The sequence below is a fragment of the Primorskyibacter sp. S87 genome (assembly GCF_049801055.1).
GTDB lineage: Bacteria > Pseudomonadota > Alphaproteobacteria > Rhodobacterales > Rhodobacteraceae > JBNAGF01.
The window spans coordinates 59,589-81,066 of the sequence record NZ_JBNAGF010000006.1 but is presented as its reverse complement, the minus strand read 5'-3'; the positions used below and the strand labels follow the sequence as shown (position 1 = coordinate 81,066).

The 21,478-nt window shown below is 60.7% G+C and carries 26 protein-coding genes and 1 tRNA gene; 21 read left to right on the top strand and 6 right to left on the bottom strand.

Translation table 11 applies throughout. The features are described 5' to 3' along the window. Positions 1-143: 143 nt before the first annotated feature. From ACP15U_RS11905 to ACP15U_RS11835, 15 genes are all read left to right on the top strand, one after another. Positions 144-4,145: a hypothetical protein gene (locus ACP15U_RS11905; RefSeq protein WP_425045364.1), complete on the top strand. Its 4,002-nt coding sequence runs from the start codon at positions 144-146 to the stop codon at positions 4,143-4,145. Between the two features lie 49 nt (positions 4,146-4,194). Further along, positions 4,195-4,494, top strand: coding sequence for an HNH endonuclease (locus ACP15U_RS11900; protein WP_425045363.1), 300 nt, complete (start codon positions 4,195-4,197; stop codon positions 4,492-4,494). Between the two features lie 320 nt (positions 4,495-4,814). Further along, the gene (locus tag ACP15U_RS11895; RefSeq protein ID WP_425045362.1) at positions 4,815-5,285 is read left to right on the top strand and encodes a hypothetical protein; all 471 of its coding nucleotides are present in this window, start codon (positions 4,815-4,817) and stop codon (positions 5,283-5,285) included. Between the two features lie 50 nt (positions 5,286-5,335). Continuing rightward, positions 5,336-5,599, top strand: a complete 264-nt coding sequence (locus ACP15U_RS11890) for a hypothetical protein (RefSeq protein WP_425045361.1) — start codon at positions 5,336-5,338, stop codon at positions 5,597-5,599. A gap of 160 nt (positions 5,600-5,759) precedes the next feature. After that, a complete protein-coding gene (locus ACP15U_RS11885) occupies positions 5,760-6,437 on the top strand; it encodes a hypothetical protein (protein ID WP_425045360.1) in 678 nt (225 codons plus the stop codon). Continuing rightward, the gene (locus ACP15U_RS11880; RefSeq protein ID WP_425045359.1) at positions 6,434-6,784 is read left to right on the top strand and encodes a hypothetical protein; all 351 of its coding nucleotides are present in this window, start codon (positions 6,434-6,436) and stop codon (positions 6,782-6,784) included. The genes ACP15U_RS11885 and ACP15U_RS11880 overlap by 4 nt, the downstream gene beginning before the upstream one ends. After that, positions 6,781-8,169: a phage major capsid protein gene (locus ACP15U_RS11875; RefSeq protein ID WP_425045358.1), complete on the top strand. Its 1,389-nt coding sequence runs from the start codon at positions 6,781-6,783 to the stop codon at positions 8,167-8,169. The genes ACP15U_RS11880 and ACP15U_RS11875 overlap by 4 nt, the downstream gene beginning before the upstream one ends. Then, positions 8,169-8,324 carry a hypothetical protein gene (locus ACP15U_RS11870; RefSeq protein ID WP_425045357.1) on the top strand — a complete coding sequence of 52 codons (156 nt, stop codon included), beginning with the start codon at positions 8,169-8,171 and terminating at the stop codon, positions 8,322-8,324. The genes ACP15U_RS11875 and ACP15U_RS11870 overlap by 1 nt, the downstream gene beginning before the upstream one ends. Continuing rightward, positions 8,321-8,503 (top strand): hypothetical protein, encoded by a 183-nt coding sequence (locus tag ACP15U_RS11865; protein WP_425045356.1) that lies wholly within the window; start codon positions 8,321-8,323, stop codon positions 8,501-8,503. Before ACP15U_RS11870 ends, ACP15U_RS11865 begins: the two co-directional genes overlap by 4 nt. Continuing rightward, on the top strand, positions 8,500-8,727 hold the full coding sequence (locus tag ACP15U_RS11860; RefSeq protein ID WP_425045355.1) for a hypothetical protein: 228 nt from the start codon (positions 8,500-8,502) through the stop codon (positions 8,725-8,727). The genes ACP15U_RS11865 and ACP15U_RS11860 overlap by 4 nt, the downstream gene beginning before the upstream one ends. Positions 8,728-8,740: 13 nt before the next feature. After that, positions 8,741-9,199, top strand: a complete 459-nt coding sequence (locus ACP15U_RS11855) for a hypothetical protein (protein ID WP_425045354.1) — start codon at positions 8,741-8,743, stop codon at positions 9,197-9,199. Positions 9,200-9,266: 67 nt separating this feature from the next. After that, positions 9,267-9,497, top strand: coding sequence for a hypothetical protein (locus tag ACP15U_RS11850; protein ID WP_425045353.1), 231 nt, complete (start codon positions 9,267-9,269; stop codon positions 9,495-9,497). A gap of 266 nt (positions 9,498-9,763) precedes the next feature. After that, positions 9,764-10,042, top strand: coding sequence for a hypothetical protein (locus tag ACP15U_RS11845; RefSeq protein ID WP_425045352.1), 279 nt, complete (start codon positions 9,764-9,766; stop codon positions 10,040-10,042). A gap of 60 nt (positions 10,043-10,102) precedes the next feature. Continuing rightward, positions 10,103-11,173, top strand: a complete 1,071-nt coding sequence (locus ACP15U_RS11840; RefSeq protein ID WP_425045351.1) for a hypothetical protein — start codon at positions 10,103-10,105, stop codon at positions 11,171-11,173. Positions 11,174-11,228: 55 nt separating this feature from the next. Then, the gene (locus ACP15U_RS11835) at positions 11,229-12,173 is read left to right on the top strand and encodes a hypothetical protein (protein WP_425045350.1); all 945 of its coding nucleotides are present in this window, start codon (positions 11,229-11,231) and stop codon (positions 12,171-12,173) included. A gap of 251 nt (positions 12,174-12,424) precedes the next feature. Here the strand turns inward: ACP15U_RS11835 and ACP15U_RS11830 are convergent. Continuing rightward, positions 12,425-12,510: transfer RNA gene (locus ACP15U_RS11830), tRNA-Leu, on the bottom strand. A gap of 148 nt (positions 12,511-12,658) precedes the next feature. Here ACP15U_RS11830 and ACP15U_RS11825 point away from each other — a divergent pair. Together ACP15U_RS11825 and ACP15U_RS11820 are read left to right on the top strand one after the other, a co-directional pair. After that, a complete protein-coding gene (locus tag ACP15U_RS11825; protein ID WP_425045349.1) occupies positions 12,659-13,237 on the top strand; it encodes a YqaA family protein in 579 nt (192 codons plus the stop codon). A 27-nt stretch (positions 13,238-13,264) separates the two neighbouring features. Next, positions 13,265-13,732, top strand: a complete 468-nt coding sequence (locus tag ACP15U_RS11820) for a disulfide bond formation protein B (protein WP_425045348.1) — start codon at positions 13,265-13,267, stop codon at positions 13,730-13,732. Between the two features lie 47 nt (positions 13,733-13,779). Here ACP15U_RS11820 and ACP15U_RS11815 read toward each other — a convergent pair whose 3' ends face one another. Both ACP15U_RS11815 and ACP15U_RS11810 read right to left on the bottom strand, forming a co-directional pair. After that, complete coding sequence (locus ACP15U_RS11815; protein WP_425045347.1) at positions 13,780-15,369, bottom strand: fasciclin domain-containing protein; 1,590 nt, start codon at positions 15,367-15,369, stop codon at positions 13,780-13,782. A 290-nt stretch (positions 15,370-15,659) separates the two neighbouring features. Then, positions 15,660-16,085, bottom strand: coding sequence for an Lrp/AsnC family transcriptional regulator (locus tag ACP15U_RS11810; protein ID WP_425045346.1), 426 nt, complete (start codon positions 16,083-16,085; stop codon positions 15,660-15,662). A 109-nt stretch (positions 16,086-16,194) separates the two neighbouring features. On the opposite strand from ACP15U_RS11810, the gene rocF reads away from it, so the two are divergent. Together rocF and ACP15U_RS11800 are read left to right on the top strand one after the other, a co-directional pair. Further along, complete coding sequence (rocF, locus tag ACP15U_RS11805) at positions 16,195-17,121, top strand: arginase (protein ID WP_425045345.1); 927 nt, start codon at positions 16,195-16,197, stop codon at positions 17,119-17,121. Between the two features lie 9 nt (positions 17,122-17,130). Continuing rightward, positions 17,131-18,219 carry an ornithine cyclodeaminase gene (locus tag ACP15U_RS11800; protein WP_425045344.1) on the top strand — a complete coding sequence of 363 codons (1,089 nt, stop codon included), beginning with the start codon at positions 17,131-17,133 and terminating at the stop codon, positions 18,217-18,219. Between the two features lie 67 nt (positions 18,220-18,286). Here the strand turns inward: ACP15U_RS11800 and ACP15U_RS11795 are convergent, their stop codons facing one another. Further along, complete coding sequence (locus tag ACP15U_RS11795; protein WP_425045343.1) at positions 18,287-18,871, bottom strand: HNH endonuclease; 585 nt, start codon at positions 18,869-18,871, stop codon at positions 18,287-18,289. Positions 18,872-19,111: 240 nt separating this feature from the next. Between ACP15U_RS11795 and ACP15U_RS11790 the strand changes: the two genes are divergently transcribed. Both ACP15U_RS11790 and ACP15U_RS11785 read left to right on the top strand, forming a co-directional pair. Continuing rightward, the gene (locus ACP15U_RS11790; protein ID WP_425045342.1) at positions 19,112-19,687 is read left to right on the top strand and encodes a pseudouridine synthase; all 576 of its coding nucleotides are present in this window, start codon (positions 19,112-19,114) and stop codon (positions 19,685-19,687) included. A gap of 12 nt (positions 19,688-19,699) precedes the next feature. After that, positions 19,700-20,116 carry a VOC family protein gene (locus ACP15U_RS11785; protein WP_425045341.1) on the top strand — a complete coding sequence of 139 codons (417 nt, stop codon included), beginning with the start codon at positions 19,700-19,702 and terminating at the stop codon, positions 20,114-20,116. Positions 20,117-20,167: 51 nt separating this feature from the next. Here the strand turns inward: ACP15U_RS11785 and ACP15U_RS11780 are convergent, their stop codons facing one another. Together ACP15U_RS11780 and ACP15U_RS11775 are read right to left on the bottom strand one after the other, a co-directional pair. Further along, positions 20,168-20,833, bottom strand: a complete 666-nt coding sequence (locus ACP15U_RS11780) for an alpha/beta hydrolase (RefSeq protein WP_425045340.1) — start codon at positions 20,831-20,833, stop codon at positions 20,168-20,170. Next, entirely contained in the window at positions 20,830-21,462 is a 633-nt protein-coding gene (locus ACP15U_RS11775; protein WP_425045339.1) for a DNA-3-methyladenine glycosylase family protein, read from the bottom strand. Before ACP15U_RS11775 ends, ACP15U_RS11780 begins: the two co-directional genes overlap by 4 nt. Positions 21,463-21,478 lie beyond the last annotated feature (16 nt).

The window sequence follows — 21,478 nt, the reverse complement described above, 5'->3', positions numbered from 1 at the left end:
GAACCCATGAACGGCCAAAGGCCTCGAGTTTCCTCGAGGCCCTGTTTGGAACATTTGCGGCTTGCGCTGCAGCTATCCAAGATCGTCGCTGATCCACAAGGTATAGCTGCAGGTGCCTGCCCGCAACACAGAATGCGGTAGAGATGCAGAAAACCACACCACACCTGAAACTCGTTGAAAACGCCCCCGACCCGCTCGAAGACAAGATCACGATCCTCGAGGTCAGGCCGGGCGAGACGCAGGGCAAGTCGTTCTTTATCGACGGCGACAAGATCACGCTGACAGGCACGTTTTCGAACAGTCGCCTCTACAAGACGACGCAGGCGTCGTTCACGAAGATCGAGGGCCTGTTCGACATCCTGAAGACCGTCGCCCAGAACGACCGCCTCGCTGTCATCAGGGGCGAACCCCTGTTCGACCTGCAAAACACAGACATCGCCCGCCAGAAGCGCCTGCACGAGCGCCCAGCCCGCGACAAGATGGGCAACCTGATTGCAGACGGCGACGGGGGGCATGTCACAGAACCCGCGACCTACAAAGACGCCCCGCGCCGGTGGATCATCATCGACGCCGATCACATCGACCCGGCGATCTGGCGCGGCCTCGATCCTGCCAAAGACGCCCAGAAGATCGCCCGCCGGTATCGGGCAACGCTGCCGGAATGGATCAGGAAAACGAAGATGGTCGTGCAGCTATCGAGTTCGCACGGTCTGGGGTTCTGGGATGCAACGAAAGGCGGTGATCCGGTATGGAGCGACCCGAAGCCGAAGCTGCACCTGTTCTGCCTGACTGACCGGCACTTCGACAAGGATCAGGGCAATGCGATTGCGATCAACATAGGCTGCGACCCGGCCCCGATGCGCACCGTGCAGCACGTCTACGTCGCGAACCCGCAGTTCGAAGACAGCAGCGGCGTCGCCCCTGATCCGGTCGGGCACGACCGCCTGTTCATCCTCGAGGGCGAACCCTTCGCCACGTTGCCGCCTGACAGCGATCCGATATGGAAGGCGCAGACGGCACGGCTTGGCATGGGCGGGGCGCGACACCCGACCGGGAAAGCCGCAGAGACGGGCTACAACGTCGAAGAGGTGCGCAAGGGTTGGCGGGGCTACCTCGACATCGCGGGCAGCGACAACGAAGCTGCAGGGCACTTCAGGCCGTATGTGATGAAGGCGCTCGCGTCGTTCTTCTGGCGGCATGGCCCCGACGCCGACCTGTCGCCGTTCTGGGCGGAACTCGAACCCGTTCTGAAACTCGCGGCAGAGGTCAGGGGCGAGGCCTACGCGCAGCACGCTCGCGAGATCGACTACCCTCAGATCGCGGAAACGATCAGCGAGTTCGAGCGTCAGAGCCGCGCAGGGCGCGTAGGAGACGCCTTGAAGGTCATAGACGACCCTGCGCCCCCGCCTGCCCTGAACTGGCCCCTGACGCCCCGCAGGCACGCCCGAGAGGGCTGGGTTGACGCGGACTGGACCCCCGACCGGCACCTCGACATGCGCGGCGTCGGCGCAGGTAAGACCGAAGAGATGATCGCAACGGCGCTCGCCCTGATCGAGCAGATTGACACGGTCGCCCCGAGGGCAAGCGGGATTGACCTGCTGTCGCCGGGTTCGCAACGCAGACGCATCGGCGAGCGGGTCTACTTCATCGTGCAGTCGATGGACCTAGCAACAGAACTCGAAGAGCGTGCCCGCGCCCAGATCGGAACGGCGCGGGTCTTTTTGTGGCGGGGCATGGAACAGCCCGACCCGAAGTCGCCAATGTTCCCGATGTGCAGACGGATTCACGATGTCGAGGCCGCACTGCGGTCGGGGGGTAGCGTTCAGGACGTTTGCGGCGTCGCGGAAACGGGGCTTTGCCCATACCATCGGAACAACCCGAACCGAAAAGGCCCGATGTGCGGCGCACACGGGCAGAAGCTGGCAGCAACTGGCAAGCAGCACATGCCCCTCGTCGTCATCTTGGCGGGGGCGTTCTTCACCTCGAACAGCCCGCCGTCAGAGATCAGGGCCGCGATCTCGACAGAGGGCGAGGTCTTCACGACGAGTGACGGAACGGGGCTGCGAGTTCACCTGCCCGAAGCGTCACTCGTCGTTCTCGATGAATGGCGACCTGCCGAAGCCCAGATCACGAACGACGCCGAACTGTTCTGCGCGGTCGATGACCTGCGGATCGTGATCAGCGACACCGCACCGGCTGCAGAGGGCTGGCAGGCCGCCGTCGATGTCAGCGCAATCGAAACCTACCGGCGCGCAATCGGCGACGATCCGATCAGTGATCGTGACATGGCCGCTGTCGCCGCCGTGGGCGGCGCTCTGGCGCGGGTTCGGGATGGTCTGGGGGAATGGGAACCCGTAGACGCAGAGACGCTGCTGACGGCGCTCAGAGGGCCTGCGCGGGTCATCAATGTGAAGGGCAAGGGCGAGATCGACTTCTCGTTGCTGACAGACGGCAGAGGCGCTGTCGCGCAGGCGCTCGATGCCGTGCGCAAGATGGTTGTGCGACCTCGAGATATTTCCCGGCGGCACGGGGCGCAGATCACTGAAGAGATGTGGCACGTCAGCAGGGCTGCCGCCTTCGGGGGCGCGAAAGATGCGCCGCCCGACCTGAAGCCCGACGAACTGGTGAAGATCATCCGGCACAACGCCCGGCTGCTGCGGGTCGCGGAACTGCTCGAGGCGCTCGCCCAGTCGTGGGGCGACATCGACAAGACGGGTCGCAATACCGGCGAACTGCTGGGCGTGCGGGCGAAGACGAAAGAGATCGGCGACATGACGGTCGTCGGTTACAAGCCCGCGCGGCGTGTGCCGCTGACCCGCAAGACGATCACCGATGTGCCCGTCGTGGTTCTCGATGCCGTCGCCGAACCCGACATCGTCGAACAGTGGTTGCCCGATCTGACGGTCACGAAAGACGAGGGCGTCTATCGCGTGCCCGACGCCGTGCGCATCAGGCAGATCGTGGACTCGCAGGTCGGCTATGGGCAGGTCAGCAAGAAAGGCCCGAAGTTCGACCGCTGGGTTCGCAGGATGCGGGCCTATATCGAGGCGTGCGCGATACAGCACGACGGTCAGGGCGTCGGCGAGTTCGATGTCGGGGTCATCATGCCGAAGGCGCTCGCGGCTGCGCTGGCACCTCTGCCGCCGAACGTGGTCGTGGTGACGTGGGGCAAAGAAGCGGGCGTCAATGTCGCGCAGGGCGTCGCGCGGGGAATCGTCATCAGCAGGAAGCTGATCAGCAGTTTCGCTGCGAAGTTCATCTCAGAGATCGTGTTCGGACTGCCTGCAGACGACGGCGATTATCTGCAGGTCAGGATCGACCGGATGATCAGGACAAGCGAGGGCGCGGTTCGCATGTATCGCGGCGGCGAAGCGAGCGCCTTGTCGATGATGCGGCACCCCGACCCGAACGCCGAAATGATCCGGCGCGCGGTTACTGACGGCAGCTTCGATCAGGGTTTAGGCAGGTTCCGCGTTCATCGCCGAACTGGCAGTTCGCCGTTGTTGTTGGACATCATCACCTCGCACCCGTCGCGTGATCTGCCTGTCGATGACCTATGGACCCTGAACAGCTTGAAGGGCGAGGCCGATGACGATGACTTCAGGACCGCTGCCGCCGGGGTCGAGGTGCGAGGGACACGGGGCGCGGTGACGCTCGCGGGTCTCGTGTCAGGCCGGGTCGGGGCGATCTATCAGGAACTGCTCGAGGGTAAGAAAAGGATCGCCGACGAGCAGGCCCGCGAACTGGCAGTCAAGCGGGCGCGGAAACAGATGAAGGACAATCGGCAAAGAAAGCGTGAAGCTACAAACAGTAGCGCCCCAGAGGGGTATTTAGGTGCTGGGATGTATGGAATCCGCAAAAACGGCGAAATCTCTAAGGGCCGATTCCCTTATAATTACTCTATTATAATAGGGGAATCGGCCCTTAGAGCCGATTCTTGGCTACCTTCTGTAGCAGAAGTCGGATTCCTTGATCTGAGACCCGCCCGAGCAGCCGTTTTGCAGGTCACGGCTAAATCGAGACCCATCAGATTTTGGCTCAGGCTCGACCCGAAAGACGGCGATCTCGAGAAACAGCAGGCAGCCGCACTCAAACGCTTGAAGATCAAGATCAGCATGCCGCTGCATCGGCTCGAGTTTGAATAGCTGGGCTGGCTAATCATCACACTCCCAACAACAACGAAGGAACGATCAGATGAAGTATCGAGGCGATCACACACAGAAGTTCTATCAGTCGCGAGAGTGGCGAGCGTTCAGGGCACGGATGCTGCCCCGCCTGCGCCCGCATGGATGCGCATACTGCCGCCGCCCCTTCGAACCGGGCGAGAGGCACCTGCAACTCGATCACATTCAACCGCTGAAAGAGAACTGGGCGCGCAGACTCGACCCGAGCAACGTGCGTTTGCTTCATATCGGCTGCCATACCGAACGCACACACCGACCGGACAGGCGCAGGCCGGTGAACAACGACGGGCTACCTGACGACTGGGTCTAGCCCCTCGACGAGATGTTGATCGAGCAGCCCCGCGCACCCCTAGACCTAGACCCTCGCCTCGTCGGCTGGACACGAGCGCACACGAGCCGGGCCTACCCCTGCCACCCCCTACCCCTTATCTCCCTGATATTAAACGATAATATCTGAACAAACATCAAGGGTTGGGGGAGGGTCTAAGGTCAGGCTACTTCTAGTAATCCCGCCCCTACCTTTGAGTCCAAATTTTCGGTGATTCGCTGGACTCACGAAACGCCCTCGAATAGGTCCAGTTCTGCGCTATAGTGCGAAAAAGCACCGATTCTGACCTTGGAGTGTGCAAAATGGCACGAAAACGCGCGAGCGCCGCCGACAGGAAGGGCGAATTGATCGCCCTGACGAGGATCAGGCTCGATCCGCCCGCCCATATTCCCCTGACCGAAGAAGAAGAGGTGTGGTTTCGAGCCGTGGTCACACACAGATCGCCCGAAGACTGGTCCTCATATGACCTCGTGCAGGTCGCCGAATTGGCCAAACTCGAGACGCTGGGCGAGCAATTGCGTCAGGCTGCCGATCTTTTGGGCTGGGTCGATGCCGGAACTGCCACGCGCAAGGGCGGCCCCAGCCCAGAGGCGCAGATGTTTCACCAGAATTTCGGGCAGCGAATGGTTCTACGCCGGGCCTTGAAGCTGACGAACCCTGCAAATCTGGAAACTTTGCACTCACGCGGTCGAGCGTTCCGTTCAGCGCAAGCAATCGACAGCTACACGAGCGAAGACGCCGACGATGCAGCCCTGCTCGCAGGCGGCGACTAGCCCGCCCGTCGCTTCAAATTGGCAACCTTGTTTCGACACGAGGCCGAGCAATGCCGCGCAGCCGGGCTGCCTGCGACGAAACTCGCGCCGCAGTTGGCACAGGTCAAAGCGTGACGCGGCCCGCTACCTTTCTGGCGACCCCGCTTCGAGAACATCCGGCGCGCTGCGACGAAGTTGTCGGCGGGCCACCCCTGCGCGGCAAGCTGATCGACCGACCTCTGAAATTGCTCGCCGTCGAACCCGATCTGCCAAGCGACTTCAGCGGCCTCGCCATTCGTCAGATACCTGCGCACCCTTTTCAGTTCGAACTCTGAGACAGGCCCGTCAACGGCTCGCCCAGTCACTGCCAAGCCCAGACAAAGCCCGAGATGTGCGAGCCACATTCGCTGCTCTGGCGTCGCGGTGTTTCCTATCACTCCCATGTATCACACTCCCATAAGTGCCTGAAACGACTCATGAATTTCGATTGACTCGATGCTAACTGACAGGCACCATTCCGTCACGCTCGACACTGTTCGAACCAACATCAAGAGGCCCACTGTGACCAACATCCGACGCGCAATTCAGACCTTCGAAAACGATCTCGCCTCTGCGCGTCAGAGGGCCACGAAACTTCTACTTCAAGAGACAGACCATCGCCGGAAAGGCGCGACCACGAAGGCGAATGAAGTTCGCCGTGCCCGCGTTGACATCGCCCGCGAGATTCACACGCTGAACACGACACTCGCGAACGTGCTCGACGAAGGCCGGGCCGACATGCTGCGCTATCTCGCCCGCTGCCTGCGTGACGACGAGACCCCCGAAGGCTACTCTGACGACCTCGTCGATAAGGTGATCGCCCTGCAGCAGGAGCACGACCGCCTAGGAAGCGCCGCAGACGCGCTGGACCGGCAGAAGCTGCAACGGGCAGCCGATGCCCTCGACAACGCCTCACAGGCTCACTTGACGGCGCTGAAGGCCTGTCACACCGACATCGCCCGCGCCGCCGCCCGCATGGCCGAGGCTGATCGCTTCGTGACGCTACAACGCGCCGTGTCCGAGTGTGCCGAGCAATCCCCCGACGCCGATTTAGACAACGACGAAGCGGTTCTCGCGGCAAAGGCCGCCTACCGGGACGCAATCGCACTCCGCAGAAAGGCCACAATCGCATGATCACCGAATTTTCCCGAGACCTGTTCAAAGACCTGCCCGCCGACGATCAACGCCTGATCACGTCGGTCGCAGGCGACCTCGAGACCGACCTGAACGCCGCCTTCGAGGGCAACGAGAAGCGAGGCGTGACCTATGGCGGCCTCGCAAAATGGCTCGTCGCGCTCGCCCGCGATGCGCACATCGCTCGCACCCGAAACCATCAGGCGGCCTTCGGCGCGATTGAGCGCCTGAACGCCCGCATCGACGACCTCGAGGAACGGATGACGGCGAACCGCGCCTTGTCGCATCAGTCGTTCGATGCGGCCCTTGATGACCTGACCGCCGCAATCGAAGGATCAACACAATGACCGACAACAGCCCGCTCGAGCGCCTGACCGCCCTTGCAGAGCGCACAGCGCCGCTACAGCGCCGGAAACAGGCCCCGCAGGTAGTCGAGGTCGAAAACCGCTCTACAGACGCCCTGAAGGCCGCTACACGCCGGATCAAGGCCCTCGAGGCCAAGAATGCCCGGCTGCAGGTTCAGGCCGACAAGAAGACCGCCGCCAAGACGAAACAGAAGTTTCACGGCGACGACCTGTTCGGGCGTGCGGCGCAGGCCGTGTTCCTGAGCCAAGTTCAGCGCCGGAACCTCGATGCCGTGCTGTCGGACCTATACCCGCGCAGCGACGAGGTCGCCTTTCGCACGCAACTCGGGCACCTGTTGAAAAGTCACTCGAGCGGGCACACGACGAGCGCCCCTGACGGCGGCGCAGCTCTTGTCGCCCCGGTGAAGGCGAACATCTTTCGCAACCTGACCGACACGAGCATCTTCGGGCAACTGGCAGCCGCGACCGATCTCAGCTTCGACGGCGCGCAGGTCGGCGACGAGATCGTCTTTCCGTTCCGGCAGGAAGGAACATTGCCCGGCAGTTTCGTCTCGGAAATGAGTTCGATTCCGATTCGGGACGGGCAGTTTTCGGACGTGGCCCTGCGCGCGCACAAAATGGCCGTGATCAGCGTCTTCTCTGAAGAACTGGCACGCAGCGCAATCGAACCGATGCGCGCCGTCCTGAGCCGCAGTATCACGCAGGACACCGCAATCGCCCTAGACGCCGTTCTGCTGTCTAGCGACGACGCGGTGCCCGCCCTGCAGCCTCGCGGCCTGCTGCACGGCCTGACGCCCCTGACGCCCGCCACGGGGGGCACGAAGGTCGAAGACACTGCAGCGGCCCTGCAGGCGCTCGCTGCGGCCCTGATCGGCGCACGGGCGACGAGCATTGCGATCATCATGTCCACCACGACACGCAGCGCCCTGATGTTGCAATCGAACAGCAACGGCGACTTCGTCTGGAAAGACGACCTGATGAACGGCGAGATCGCAGGCATGCGCGTGCTGCATGCGACGACCGTGCCCGACGATCAACTGATCGCCGTCGATCCGAGCAGCCTAGGCTTCGCCTTCGATGACCCGCAGTTCCGCCTGAGCGATCAGGCGACGCTTGTCATGGCGAACGACGCCGACACGACCCCGCCGTTCATGAGCCATAGCAAGCCCGGCGAACCGGCGACGCCCGATCAGGTGCCCGGCGTTGACAACGACGGCAGCATCGAGGTCGGCGACGCACTCGACGGGTCGGCGAAGGTCAAGTCGATGACGCAGCATGCGTCGCTCGCCCTGCGCGCGATCATGCCTGCGGGCTGGCAACAGGTTCACCCCGGCCACGTCGCCTATGTAGAGGGGTTCACGCCGTAATGCCGTTCGACGCCCCAAAAGACGACCGCGAGGATCGCCCCGACGATCCGTTTTTCATGCTGCTCTGGCAGATACTGGGGCGACCGCCGACCGATGCCGACTATCAACAGTTCATGGACAGCATCGCCGCCAAACTGAAGGAACTGCACCCGTGATCGAGTTCTTCGAATCCGACTGCCCCTGCGATGATGACGACCGCGACCTCGCGCGAATCTGGCTACGCCTGACCTTCGAACTGCATCGACCGCCCAGCCGCGAAGAGGTGCAGGACGCGGTTCTCGCTCATGTGCACACGCAGATCGCGGCGCTGCGCGAACAGGGATTTATGCAATGACCGAAGCACAGGCCGACGAAATCAACGCCGCCCTGCGCGAGTTCGCAGACGATGCAGCGAAGACCGCAGAGGCCGACGTGCGGGCGATGATTGGCAACGACGAACCGACCGACACGCAGATCGAGGCCGCGAAGGCTGAACTGCTCGAGCGTCGTCGCGACGAGATGATCATTCTGCGGGCGACGCTGACGGCAAACATGGGGGCCACGCATGGCGAAGTTTGAGATCAAGGGGGCCTTGGAACTCGAAGAGGCTTTGAAAGAAATCGCAGACCCGAAGGAACTGAAGCGCATCGGCCTCGCCTCGTCGTTCAAGGGGGCCGGATACCTGCGCGACAAGACTCGCAAGGCGGTCACGATGAACAACCTCGATGTGCGCGGCAACAAATACAGCATCATGAAACGAATCCGCGCCAAGCGGGCAAAGAAGATCACTAAAGAAGGCGGCTGGCCTAGCTATGTCACGAGCGGCAACCTGACGGGCATGATCGAAAGCCGCGAAGGCCGAAAGCCGCACATGCGCCGGGGATTCCCTGTCGCCGGGTCGCCGTCGATGTCGCGCCCGTTCCTCGAGAAAGCCCGCCGTCAACATGGCCCCGAGGCCGCTCAGAAGATGGTCGATAAAGGCCACGAAGAGATCACGAAATACTGGAAAAAACAGGCTGCGCTGATCACCGCTGCCTCGAAGAAAAAATGAAAAGCGCCGCTCAGGTCTCGACCCCTGAGCGGCGCGAAAACAGCAAACACGGTGAAGGAAGTTGCTGATGACCGAATTGATACATGACCCGCCCACGCCTGACAACGTGATCAGGCTCGATGATTACCGGCCCCGGCGCAGCTTTCACGACTGGTTCATGAGCAGCATCGACGACGACCCGAACGCCGGCATGCTCGATGTCGAGGTCATGGCCGCCTATTGCCGCGACCGGGGCGCACCGCCTGCCGTGACGAAGTGGTTCGAGCAGCAGGTCGCGATACGGGAATCACGCCCCTAACTGAGGCAGACCGAAGCGTCACGGTTCGTTACGAAACGCCGAACCCTCGATGCAGAAAGTTCGACCCCATTTCGTCACAGGCCGGAAACGGGCTTGCCGACAAAGGCGTTGAAAACATTGCATCGAGCGTGACGTTTTGATCGCCCTCAGTTCAGGACAAGTTTCGTAACACACTGATTTAATACGATTTTTCTCTTGCGCATCTCGCTCGCTCGACCCACGTTCGGTTCATCAAAACGCCCTCACACCGCGAAAGGACCGAGGCAATGAACTTTATCAACACGCACCGCAGGCGTGACTACGCCCACAGTGGCGACCTGAAGAAACGCTCTTGGACAGAGTCCATGATCCGCGACTTTCTAGGCGAACCTGACGGCATCATGAAAAACCACTACGCAGGCGGCAGACCCGTTCGCATGTTCCTGATGACGCGCGTCATCGAAGCTGAAACGCAACCCGAATGGCGGCGTCGCGTGAAGCTGGCGAACAAGCGTCGCAGCGCCGCGAAGCTGGCCCGCTGCCCCGCCCTGCGGGTCTGCCCCTGACACGACGGGGCACTGACGAGGTCCAGTAGACCGAAACCCGCATTCGCATTGGAGAATGAAATGAATGCTCTTTTGAGTAGCGCGTCGCCTGACGCGATCAATACCGGCTTGCCTGATGACGGCGAGGCCAGTGTTCTGAAAACCCTGCCGGGGCCTGTGCAGGCCCGCAAAATCCGCACCCGTGACGGCTGCGCCCGGTCAGACCTCGATGTCTACCTGAACAACCCGCATCAGCGGAACACAGACGGGCGCGCAGGGCACGCATCTGCGGCGCACCTTGCCATTCTGCAGCCCCCGCATCTCGAGTTCGATGTCGTGCACTGTATCGCAGACGGCAAAGACTACCTGCTGAACGGGCACACGCGCCGTCAGGTCTGGAACGACGATTTGCAAGATGACCCGGCCCAGAAGCCCGAGTTCGTGAACATCACGGAATGGGAAGCCGAAACGCTCGACGATGTCGTCGCCCTCTACGAGATGTTCGACGCGAGCGAGGCCGTGAAGAACTTGGGCGACGAGGTGTTCGGCACCATGCGCGAGTTGCAGATGATGCCGTCGAGTGCCCTGATTATGGGCGCGGGTTGGCTCGAGGGTGGCCTGCGTATGATCCGCAACCTCGCGCACGGCGAGTTCGGCGTCATCAAGCGGGCAGACTTCAACCTGAAAGCAGCCCTCGACGAGGCCCGAGAAGAGATCGGGATGCTTGATAGCCTGATGTTCGGCGACAAGGTGGAGATCGAAGACTCGACCGGGAAACTGGCGACGAAGAAAACACCGAAGCCGACCGCCGTTGCCGCGACCGTCATGCTGTTCATCCTGATCAGGGACGGGGTCGAGGCGTTGCCGTTCCTCGAGGCCGTGCGCGGGCGACACGGCACCGTCGCAGGTGAAGAGTTCGACCCTGTCTACGGCTGGTATTCGTGGGAAAAGTCGGGGCAGCGGCTGGCCTACCGGAACCGGGCCGATGTCAACGCTGACATGCTGCGGCGCGCTGACTGGCAGGTTTACATCAACTGTTACGAGGCATGGCGGAATGACCTCGACTCGCTCGACGGCTACCCTCACGGGCGCAAGGCGCACATGCAGGCCGTTCTCGACTTCAACCCCTACGCCAAACGTCGCAAGCAGTGACGAGGCTTCAGGGCTGCCCAGAGCCGGGCAGCCCTCAAGACTAGGAGGAAATGTTATGCCAAGTATTCCATGCAAGGACCATCTAGGCACCGAATACCCAAGTCAGAAGGCACGGGCCGAGGCGTGGGGCCTGCCGCTCGACACAGCGCAGGCTAGACTTCGTGGGGGTTGGACGCTGGAACGGGCTTTGACGACGCCAAACAAGGGGACGACTGCCCCCGTGACGTTTCGAGGGGAAAACTACGCTCAGAAGGCGCATGTTTTTTCAAAGTTCGGTATTCATCGGTCTACCGTCAATGGACACGAACGCCGAGGTCTCTCATTTGAAGATGCTGTCGAAGCCGCGATCAAATCCACTAGGCCCCCTGTGTCGTTTCGCGGCGAGCATTACGACTCAAAGACGGAGGTCTACACCAAATTCGGTATTTCTAGCGAACCCGTCCGCCTTTTGATGCGATCCGTCAACTACACTTGGGAGCAGGCATGCGAAGAGGCGATCAAACGGCAGGTGAAAAATCTCGTTTACGTGAACGGCAGACCGTTCATCAACCTAACCCATGTCGCGAACCGCTTCGAAGTCGGTTATGCCGCATTATATCAACGTCTGAAAACCCGCCCTGATGTTCCTATCGAGCAGCACATTCGGGAACTGCGTCAGAAGGCAGGCAAAACCCGGCGAAAGATCGAGCGCCCCCCGGCGATCCTGTTCGGCTGGCGGTTCAACACATGGGGGGCGGCCTTCACGTATTGGCGCGAGCGAGGCCCGTTCGTGAAGTGGCATGATCACAAGGTTCTTTATGACCGGATCGACAGCAGCCCCGAAGGGAACATCGACGCCGTGCTGCTCTACGTGCTCGAGGCTCACATCGAGAAGGGGAACGTCACCGACGATGTCAGGCGAGTTGACGAAGAGGTCGTCGGAAAGCGTTCGCGACCCGTCGAGCGAGTTAACCCGACCGCCTTGTCGCGGTTCCCGAAGATACCCGACCGGCTGAAGTGAAACGAAAAAGGCCCCGCCGTTGAGCGGGGCCTTTTCGTCACCGTCTTCGAGCATGCGCTGATCTGGTGACGTATCCGGCGAACTGGACAAACGCCGGGGAGAACTGTTGCAGCGCCGCTGTTCGTCGAGGCCAGATCAGCGCGCGTCACGCCGAGCATCGGTTACTAGGCCGCGCTACAGGTTCACCTTAACTTGCATCACAATGACATCACAGAGATTTTGCGGTGACTCGCCAAAATCGGCTAAGTCATTGGTGCCCAAGGAGAGACTCGAACTCTCACGCCCGTGAAGGCGGGGGATTTTGAATCCCCTGCGTCTACCATTCCGCCACTTGGGCACGTCCCCTGACCTACCGCCCCGCGCGGCGCAGGTCCAGAGGTAAAACGCGCGGAGTTTGTTGATTTTGCCAAGGACGGTTGACCCGGGCCCGGACACATGGTTACCCCTTCCGCAACAGGCAGGACCGGTCAGGAATTTCACCGCAGATGCTCAGATCGCTATACGACCGTACCATCAGCATGGCCGATCACCCCAATGCACTCTGGGTGTTGGCGCTCGTGGCCTTTGTGGAAAGTTCGTTTTTCCCAATTCCGCCGGATGTCCTGATGATCCCGATGATTCTGGCCCGGCCATCTCGGGCCTGGTTGATTGCCTCGGTGGCGCTGGTGGCCTCGGTTCTTGGCGGCATGCTGGGCTATGCCATCGGCGCCTTCTTCTACGACAGCATCGGCGCGCCGATCCTTGAGGCAATGGGCAAGGGAGAGGCCATGGAAGCCTTTAACACCCGCTTCAACGATTTCGGGTTCTGGGCGGTCCTGACCGCCGGCGTCACGCCCTTCCCCTACAAGGTGATTACGATCATGTCAGGCTGGACCGGCATGCCATTGGGCACGTTCATCGCCACTTCGATTCTGGCCCGGGCATTGCGGTTCTTCGTCGTTGCCGGATTGCTCTGGGGGTTCGGCGACCCAATCCGCGAATTCATTGAAAAGCGGCTTGGCCTCCTGTTCACATTGTTCATCGTGCTGCTGATCGGTGGCTTCGCGGCGGTTCGCTACTTCTGACGGAGCCCTGCAGGGAGATAGGTTTACATGACCAACCGCAAACTGCTTGTCCTCTTGGCGGCCGGCGGATCCGCCGCAATGTTGCTGGGGGCGTGGGGCTTTCAGCATATCGGTGGTCTTGCGCCCTGCAAAATGTGCATCTGGCAGCGATACCCGCATGGGGTGGCCGTCCTGATCGGAATTCTGGCCCTGCTGCTGCCCGGACGGGTCCTGCCCCTGCTGGGTGCGGTTGCTGCGCTTACGACATCGGCCATCGGCTTTTATCACAGCGGTGTGGAACAGGGCTGGTGGGAAGGTCCGAGCACATGCACCTCGGGACCGATCGGTGGGCTGACCCCTGAGCAGCTTATGGAGCAGATCATGTCCGCCCCGCTTGTCCGCTGCGATGACATCCCGTGGGAATTCATTGGCCTGTCGATGGCGACGTGGAACGGGATCATCTCGCTTGCTCTTGCCGGCATCTGGCTAATGGTTGCGCGCCTACCAGAAAAATAAACAGACGCCCCGAGAACGGGGCGCCTGAAGATCAAAATTCAGTGGCTTCAGAAGATGAAGTCGTCCGCGCCGAGGTGAACGCCACCCAGCCCCACAACATAAAGCGCGGACCCGTCTCCGAGTTCGACCGATGTTCCGAGAAGGCCTTCGTTGATGTCCTCTTCGATGGCGTGGAAACCGCCCTCAATCGCGAAGTCCCGAAGGTCGATCTTGTCCTTGCCAACCCCGAAGTCGACGATCGTGTCGAACCCGCTGTTTTTCTCGATCACAAAGGTATCGGCTCCACCATTGCCGAACAGGATGTCATTGCCTTTGCCGCCGTTCAGGATGTCATTGCCACGGCCGCCCAGCAGGTCATCGTTACCTGCCCCGCCATTCAGCACATCCGAACCCCGGGCACCGATCAATACATCGTTCCCTTCATTCCCCGAGAGCTGGTCCATGCCTCTGCCACCATGCAGGAGGTCGTCACCGGTTCCGCCGAAAGCCACGTCTTTGCCATTGCCGGCAAAAATGAGGTCGTCGCCACCGTTGCCATCGATCAAATCGTGATCCCGTCCGGTGATGAACTTTTCTCCACCGTTTCCACCGATGATGAAATCGACATCGTTGCTACCGTTGGATTGCAGCAGATCAGCCGGGAGCAGAACTCCGTCAATACCATGCACGATCCCGTTCGCAGCCTGGATATCGGTCACGATGATATTCGGGTCGGCAATGTCCGGATCCGCGTCCTGAAGCTGGGTACCGTTCACACCCAAAGACCCGCCCTGAAGGGTCGGAATGGTCATCGAAGACAGCACCTGGCTGGCCTGCAGGCTTTCGCCGGCCACGTGATACTGCAGCACCTGAGTCAGCAGCGGGATCGGGTCTCCGCCCCCGAGAAGAGTCAGAGCTTCGACAAGGTATCCCCAAGCTCCTTCTTCGTCCGACTGGCCGTAACCAAGAGCCTGCGCAAGGTTCACAAAAGCCCCGTCAGTCGGTGCAAACGCGGTAACGTCGATCGAACTGTCATCCAGAAGCCCGTCGAGTTTCGCAGTCTCAACAGCCGTGCGCAGGATATCAAAATCGGCAGCGTTCTGATCAAAGCCCGACCCGCTGGCGTTGAGAATGCCCGTGATTGTGGGCGCATCGTTCCCCGGCAGGTCGACCGGCAGCAATACGCGGTCAATCGCGTGAACAACACCGTTGCTGGCCATGTTGTCCGTGCTTACGAGGGTCGGATCAAGGAGGTCGGGTTCGTTGTCCACCAGCGTCGGCAGATCGACCCCGATAGTGGCCATTGACGGGTTCAGCGTCGCCAACTCGGTCGCAGCGGCAACGTCTGCAGCCAGCTGTGTTCCTGGCGAAACGTGATACTGGACGACTTGAAGAAGTAGCTCTGCAGGAACATTGGCAACGAGAAATGCGGTTACGTCGCTGGTGTTGCCCGCGTCACCTGCAAACCCGAGATCCTGAGCGAGTTTTCCAAAAGCTGCGTTGGTCGGAGCGAAGACCGTGGCGTCGGTCGAGTCAGCATCAAGCAGATCAAGCAGTCCGGCGTTTAATTGAGTGTCGAGATAGCTCAGGGCCGAAACGAGAATTGAAAAATCCGGATTGCCGGCAGCGAGTTCTTTGATGGTCTGTGTTCCAGGCATTCACTTTCCTCCTCTGATGGCCGCGACTGTGTCTGCCCGGCGCAATGTGAATGCCGCTGTTACGGAGGAGCTTTGAGGAACAGATCACTATTTTTGTCACCTGCCTGCCGACCGCTTTGGTTGGATGCGCTGGTTTTGGCGCAGGGCTTCGAAACCTCATCTCTCTCAAAAATGAAGTATTTCAATGCCTTATTGCCGTCACAATTCGGCACGGGAAGAATTTCAAAGCAGTTCAGATAATCCGGTTCACTCTTTTGTGACCATGCAAAATGAGGCCGCTGTTCATCCTCTCAGGTCGATTTCTTGGTCGATAGAAGCAGGCTGGTTTCACTGATCTGCACACCGTCATAGGTGCGGATCTTAGCCAGTGCCGTGTCCAGATCCTCCAGTGTTTCCGTTCCCAGCTCCACGATCAGATCCCACCTCCCGTTGGTCGAGTGGATCGCCCGAACCTCCTTGAGCCCCTGTAGCTGACGCGTGATACGCCCAGCACCGCGCCCTTCGATGCCGATCATCATCAGGCCGCGCACCGGATCCTGAAGAACGTCCTCTTTCAAAACTATGGTAAATCCGAGGATGTCTCCGCGCTGCAAGAGGCGCTCTATCCGGGCTCGTACCGTGGTGCGCGACAGGTTCAGTTGCAGAGCGAGATCAGACAGTGACGCACGTGCATTGTGGCGCAACGCCGCGATTAACCGCTCATCCGTTTTGTCCATTTCTCCCTCCGTAATGAATATTCACCGATCATTATGGCCAAAAACGACCCTTCTCTTCAACGCAATTTGTCCAGATCCTGAAAAGAAGCAACAAAAAGGCGGATTTTCGATGTCGACTCAAAACTGCATTCTGATTGGTGCGCCTGTAGACAGCGGCAAACGTCGCCAAGGCTGTCTCATGGGGCCAGACTCCTTTCGAACCGCCGGCTTGGCCGAGGCCCTGTCCGGGCTTGGCCACAAAGTCGAGGATCTTGGCAACCTGACACCTGCAGCCCATGGGCCCGAGCCCGATGATGGTCATCTCTATCAGCCCAGCCGCACGATTGGGTGGACCAACCGGTTGATCCGCACCGCCGAAGAGGCCCTGCCCCGAGGGATTCCCATCTTTCTTGGTGGCGACCATGCCCTGTCGCTGGGCAGTGTCGCCGGCGCCGCCAACCATGCCGCACAGGCCGGGCGCCCGCTTTTCGTACTCTGGTTAGATGCGCACAGTGATTTTCACACGCCCGACACCACCGCGTCGGGAAACCTGCACGGTACACCACTGGGCTACGTAACCGGCCGCCCGGGGTTTGCCGGCTTTCCCCCGATTACCAATCCCGTGCCGCAGGAAAACATCTGCATCCTCGGGCTGCGATCGGTTGACCCCGCCGAACGCGAAGCGCTGCAACGCACGCAGATCGACTTTCACGACATGCGCAAGATCGACGAGACAGGAATCGCCAAACCGCTCGAGGACTTCCTTGCCGGGGTGGCTGCAGCAAACGGTATGCTTCATGTTTCGCTCGATGTGGATTTTCTCGATCCGATGATCGCCCCAGCGGTCGGCACCACGGTTCCCGGCGGTGCTACCATCCGCGAAGGACATCTCGTGATGGAAATGATTTCGGACAGTGGGCTGATGACTTCGCTTGATCTGGTCGAACTCAACCCGTTTCTCGACGAACGCGGACGCACCGCGCAGATGATGGTCGATCTTGCGGCCTCGGCCCTTGGTCGCCGCGTGTTTGACCGTCCCACCAGCGCTTATTCCTGAGGTATTCCGATGAGCACTTTCAAACCCAATGACCTGACCCCATCGGACAAGGCCCTTGTCCCGTTCGTGTCCGTCGACCACATGATGCAGCTAATCCACCGGATCGGCATCGAAACCATGTTGCGGGGACTGGCAGAGTACATCGAGCACGACTTTGCCCGCTGGGAATTGTTCGACAAGACCCCGCGCGTCGCATCGCACTCCGAGGTCGGCGTCATTGAACTCATGCCGACTTCGGATGGCGAAATGTATGGGTTCAAATACGTCAACGGCCACCCCAAGAATACCAGCGAGGGCCTGCAGACAGTGACTGCCTTTGGTCTGCTGGCAGATGTGGATACCGGCTACCCGGTGCTTCTAAGCGAGATGACCCTGCTCACCGCTCTGCGCACGGCCGCAACCTCTGCGATGGTCGCCAAGCATCTTGCTCCGAAAGGCGCGGACACGATGGCAATGATCGGAAACGGGGCTCAGTCCGAGTTCCAGACCCTTGCGATGAAGGCGATCTGCGGACTGAAATCGGTGCGGCTCTTTGATTCCGATCCGGCCGCGACAATCAAATGCGCCCGCAACCTGAAATCTCAGGACATCGACGTTGTCACCTGCGCCAGCCCCGAAGAAGCCATCGAGGGGGCCCAGATCCTGACCACCTGCACCGCCGACAAGCAAAACGCCACCATCCTGAGCGACAATATGGTTGGCAGCGGCGTCCACATCAACGCGATTGGCGGTGACTGTCCGGGCAAGACCGAACTGGCGACCGGAATCCTGCAAAGGTCGGATATCTTCGTCGAATACCCACCGCAGACGCGGATCGAAGGCGAGATTCAGCAACTGGATGCAGATCATCCGGTAACAGAACTGTGGCAGGTGATCACCGGCGCGGTTCCCGGTCGCACATCCCAACAGCAGATCACGCTCTTCGACAGTGTCGGGTTTGCAATCGAGGATTTTTCAGCCCTGCGCTATGTTCGCGATCAGCTGGAAAAAACCGGACTCTATCACGCCCTTGACCTGCTGGCCGACCCGGACAACCCCAGAGATCTCTTCGGCATGCTGCAAAGAGCCGCTCCTGCGGCGGCCCCTTCAGCTGCGTGACGGGCCCGGAACCGGCGTCGGGCAAAACACTGAACAGCTTGATTGTGGTCGACCCCGTGCGATCTGCTTAGGCGTCGAGTTCGGCGTCCCAGTAAAGGAAGTCCATCCAGCTTTCGTGCAGGTGGTTGGGTGGAAACTTGCGGCCGATATTGCGCAGTTCCTCCGCTTGCGGGCGGCGTGGCGGTTTGCGAAGGCTCATCCCCGCACGGCGCAGCGACTTGGACCCTTTGCGCAGGTTGCAAGGTGAACAGGCTGCAACGACGTTTTCCCAACTCGTCACACCGCCAGCGGCACGCGGCACCACGTGATCAAAGGTCAGATCGCCCTTGCCGCCGCAATACTGGCAATGGAATTCATCCCGCAGAAATAAATTAAAGCGCGTGAAGGCCACGCGCTTTCGAGGTTTTACATAGTCTTTGAGAACAACAACCGAAGGTATTCGTATCACGGTGCTCGGGCTGCGAACCACCTCGTCATATTCGGCGACGATGTCCACCCTCTCGAGCCATGCCGCTTTGATCGCCTCCTGCCATGGCCAAAGGGATAGGGGGTAATAGGACAAGGGTCTGTAATCCGCATTCAGCACCAGCGCCGGATGGTGTTTGAGAGCCCCCGGCTCTCTTACGAAATCGCTTCTGAAATCGCCGTCCATTGCAGATTCCCCTTCGTGCCCTGCCTGCCTCTGCCCCCCGAACCTGCCAGGGTTGTCGACACCGGGACGGGAGCCCCGCCCCAGCCTTACAATCAACTATATATCGTGGTTGAACTCTGACAAGCCTTCAATTTCCACTAGATCTCGCGGATTTGTTGATGCCCCTTCCGTGCAACGATGTGTGTAAATCCACAGGCTGCCGCTGATTGCGCATTGCAGCATCTAAGGCTATGGCGGGGCATGACAAGGCTCATCCGTTTCAACAAGCCGTTTGACGTGCTGCCCCAGTTCACTGACCGCGGCAGCGCCGGATCTCCAAGATCTACCCTGTCTGACTATATCGACCTGCCCGGCGTTTACCCGGCCGGACGCCTCGATCGGGACAGCGAGGGGCTGATGCTGCTGACCGATGATGGTCGGCTGCAGGCCCGGATTACCGACCCAAAGCACAAGATGGACAAGAGCTATTGGGTGCAGATCGACGGCATCCCGGAAGAGTCTGCGTTGGAAGTGCTGCGCAGCGGCGTGCCCCTGAAAGACGGCAAGACTCGCCCGGCCAAGGTTCGACGGATATCGGAACCGCCCGTTCTCTGGCCGCGAACGCCCCCGATCCGGGTGCGGAAATCCGTTCCGGATTGCTGGATCGAACTGGTTATTCGCGAAGGCCGCAACCGACAGGTGCGGCGGATGACGGCCGCCGTCGGCCACCCCACTCTTCGCCTGATCCGCTGGCGGATCGGCAACTGGACACTGGACGGTCTGGCCACAGGCGCATGGGACGAAGTGCAACCTCCTGACAGGTCACGCCGCCGCTGATAGGGTATCGGTATGGTCGAAACCGCTCAGATAACCGGCATTCTGGAAGCCGCCCTTTATGCTGGCGATCTCGATGCGGCGGAAGACTTTTATGAGCAGTTGCTCGGGCTCGAGAAAATTCAGCGGGTCGCAAACCGTCGCGTGTTCTTTCGTGCCGGTGCCTCGGTCCTGCTGATCTTCAACCCTGAACTGACCATCAATCCACCGTCCAATCCGCGCCTGCCAGTCCCGCCTCATGGCGGGCATGGGCCGGGGCATGCCTGTCTCACGCTTGACCGCGAGGGTATCACGGCGATGCGCGCCCGGCTCGAGCAGGCGGGCGTCACGATAGACGCCGAGTTCGACTGGCCGAACGGCGCCCGGTCTCTTTATGTACGAGACCCGGCGGGAAACTCGCTGGAATTCGCCGAAAGCCGGCTGTGGCAATAGCCGACAGGGCGACAACAAAGGGCCGCGCAATCATCTGACCCTGTTTCGATTTTACAGGCTGAGTTTGTCTCGCATGAAGGCCAGCGCCACGCTGAGCCCATCCGGCGCGATACCGTGGCCGGTGCCTTTCATCACATGCGCATAGATATCCTCGAATCCCGCCTTCTGAAGCGCGTCAGCGGCTTCGGGCAAGGATTGCGGCGGCACCACATCGTCAACGTCGCCGTGAACCAACAAAATCGGCATCTTGCTGACAACCTCATCCACCAGAAGATCAGGCTCCAGCAGACGGCCCGAGAACGCGACGATCCCGGAAACCGGATCCTCGCGGCGGGGGGCGACGTGCAGGCTCATCATCGTGCCTTGCGAGAATCCGAACAGCACCACCTGCTCAGGCAGCACGTCCTCATCCACTATCAATGCATCAAGAAAGGCGTTGAAATCGTCGACAGCCATTTCCATGCCGCGCCGCGCTTCCTCTTCCGAGGAGCCGTCGATCCACGGAATTGGAAACCATTGATAGCCGAAAGGCATGCCCGGAATGCTTTCGGGCGCATCCGGGGCAACAAACAGAGTGTCGGGCAAATGCTCACCCAAGGGGTCCGCCAGCCCAAGCAGGTCGGCGCCGTTGGCCCCATACCCGTGCACAAAGACTACGACCGAGCGGGTTTGCCCGGAAAGCGGCTCTTTCCGGCCGGCGTTCAATACTCGTGTCATCGGATCCCTTCCCGTTCCTTTGCCACCCGGTAATAGGCCCAGAGCAAACGGGCCGCAACCGACCGCCACGGCGACCATGCCGCGGCCATCTCGCGCAGTTCACGCTCTTTGGGCCGATCAGGCAGATCAAACAGGATCCGCGCCGCTTCCTGCAGGGCCAGATCGCCGGGCGCAAAGACATCCGCGCGGCCGAGGCTGAACATCGCGTAGATCTCGGCGGTCCAAATTCCGATGCCGGGCACCTCAACAAGCGTGGCGATCACGTCTTCGGTCGGAGCATCCCGCAGCGACTTGTAATCGATCCCGGCCTCTGCGAGCGCCCGAGCATAGCGGATTTTCTGGCGGCTGAGCCCAACGGCCCGCAGATCATCGTCGCTGGCCCAACGGATCTTGCGCGGACCTGTCAGACGGGCCGCCCGCATCCGGCCCCAGATCGCGTTGGCCGAGGCAACACTGACCTGCTGACTGACGATGGCGCTGAGCAACTGGTCGAAACCGTCGGGCTTGCGCCGCAACGGCAACGGCCCGGTCTGTTCTAACGCAGCCGCCATTCTGGGGTCGCTACCGGCCAGCCATTCCGCCCCTTCAGCCACGCAGGCGGGTGTTTCGATGATGCGGCCCACGGGCATCGCAACTCTCCGTACT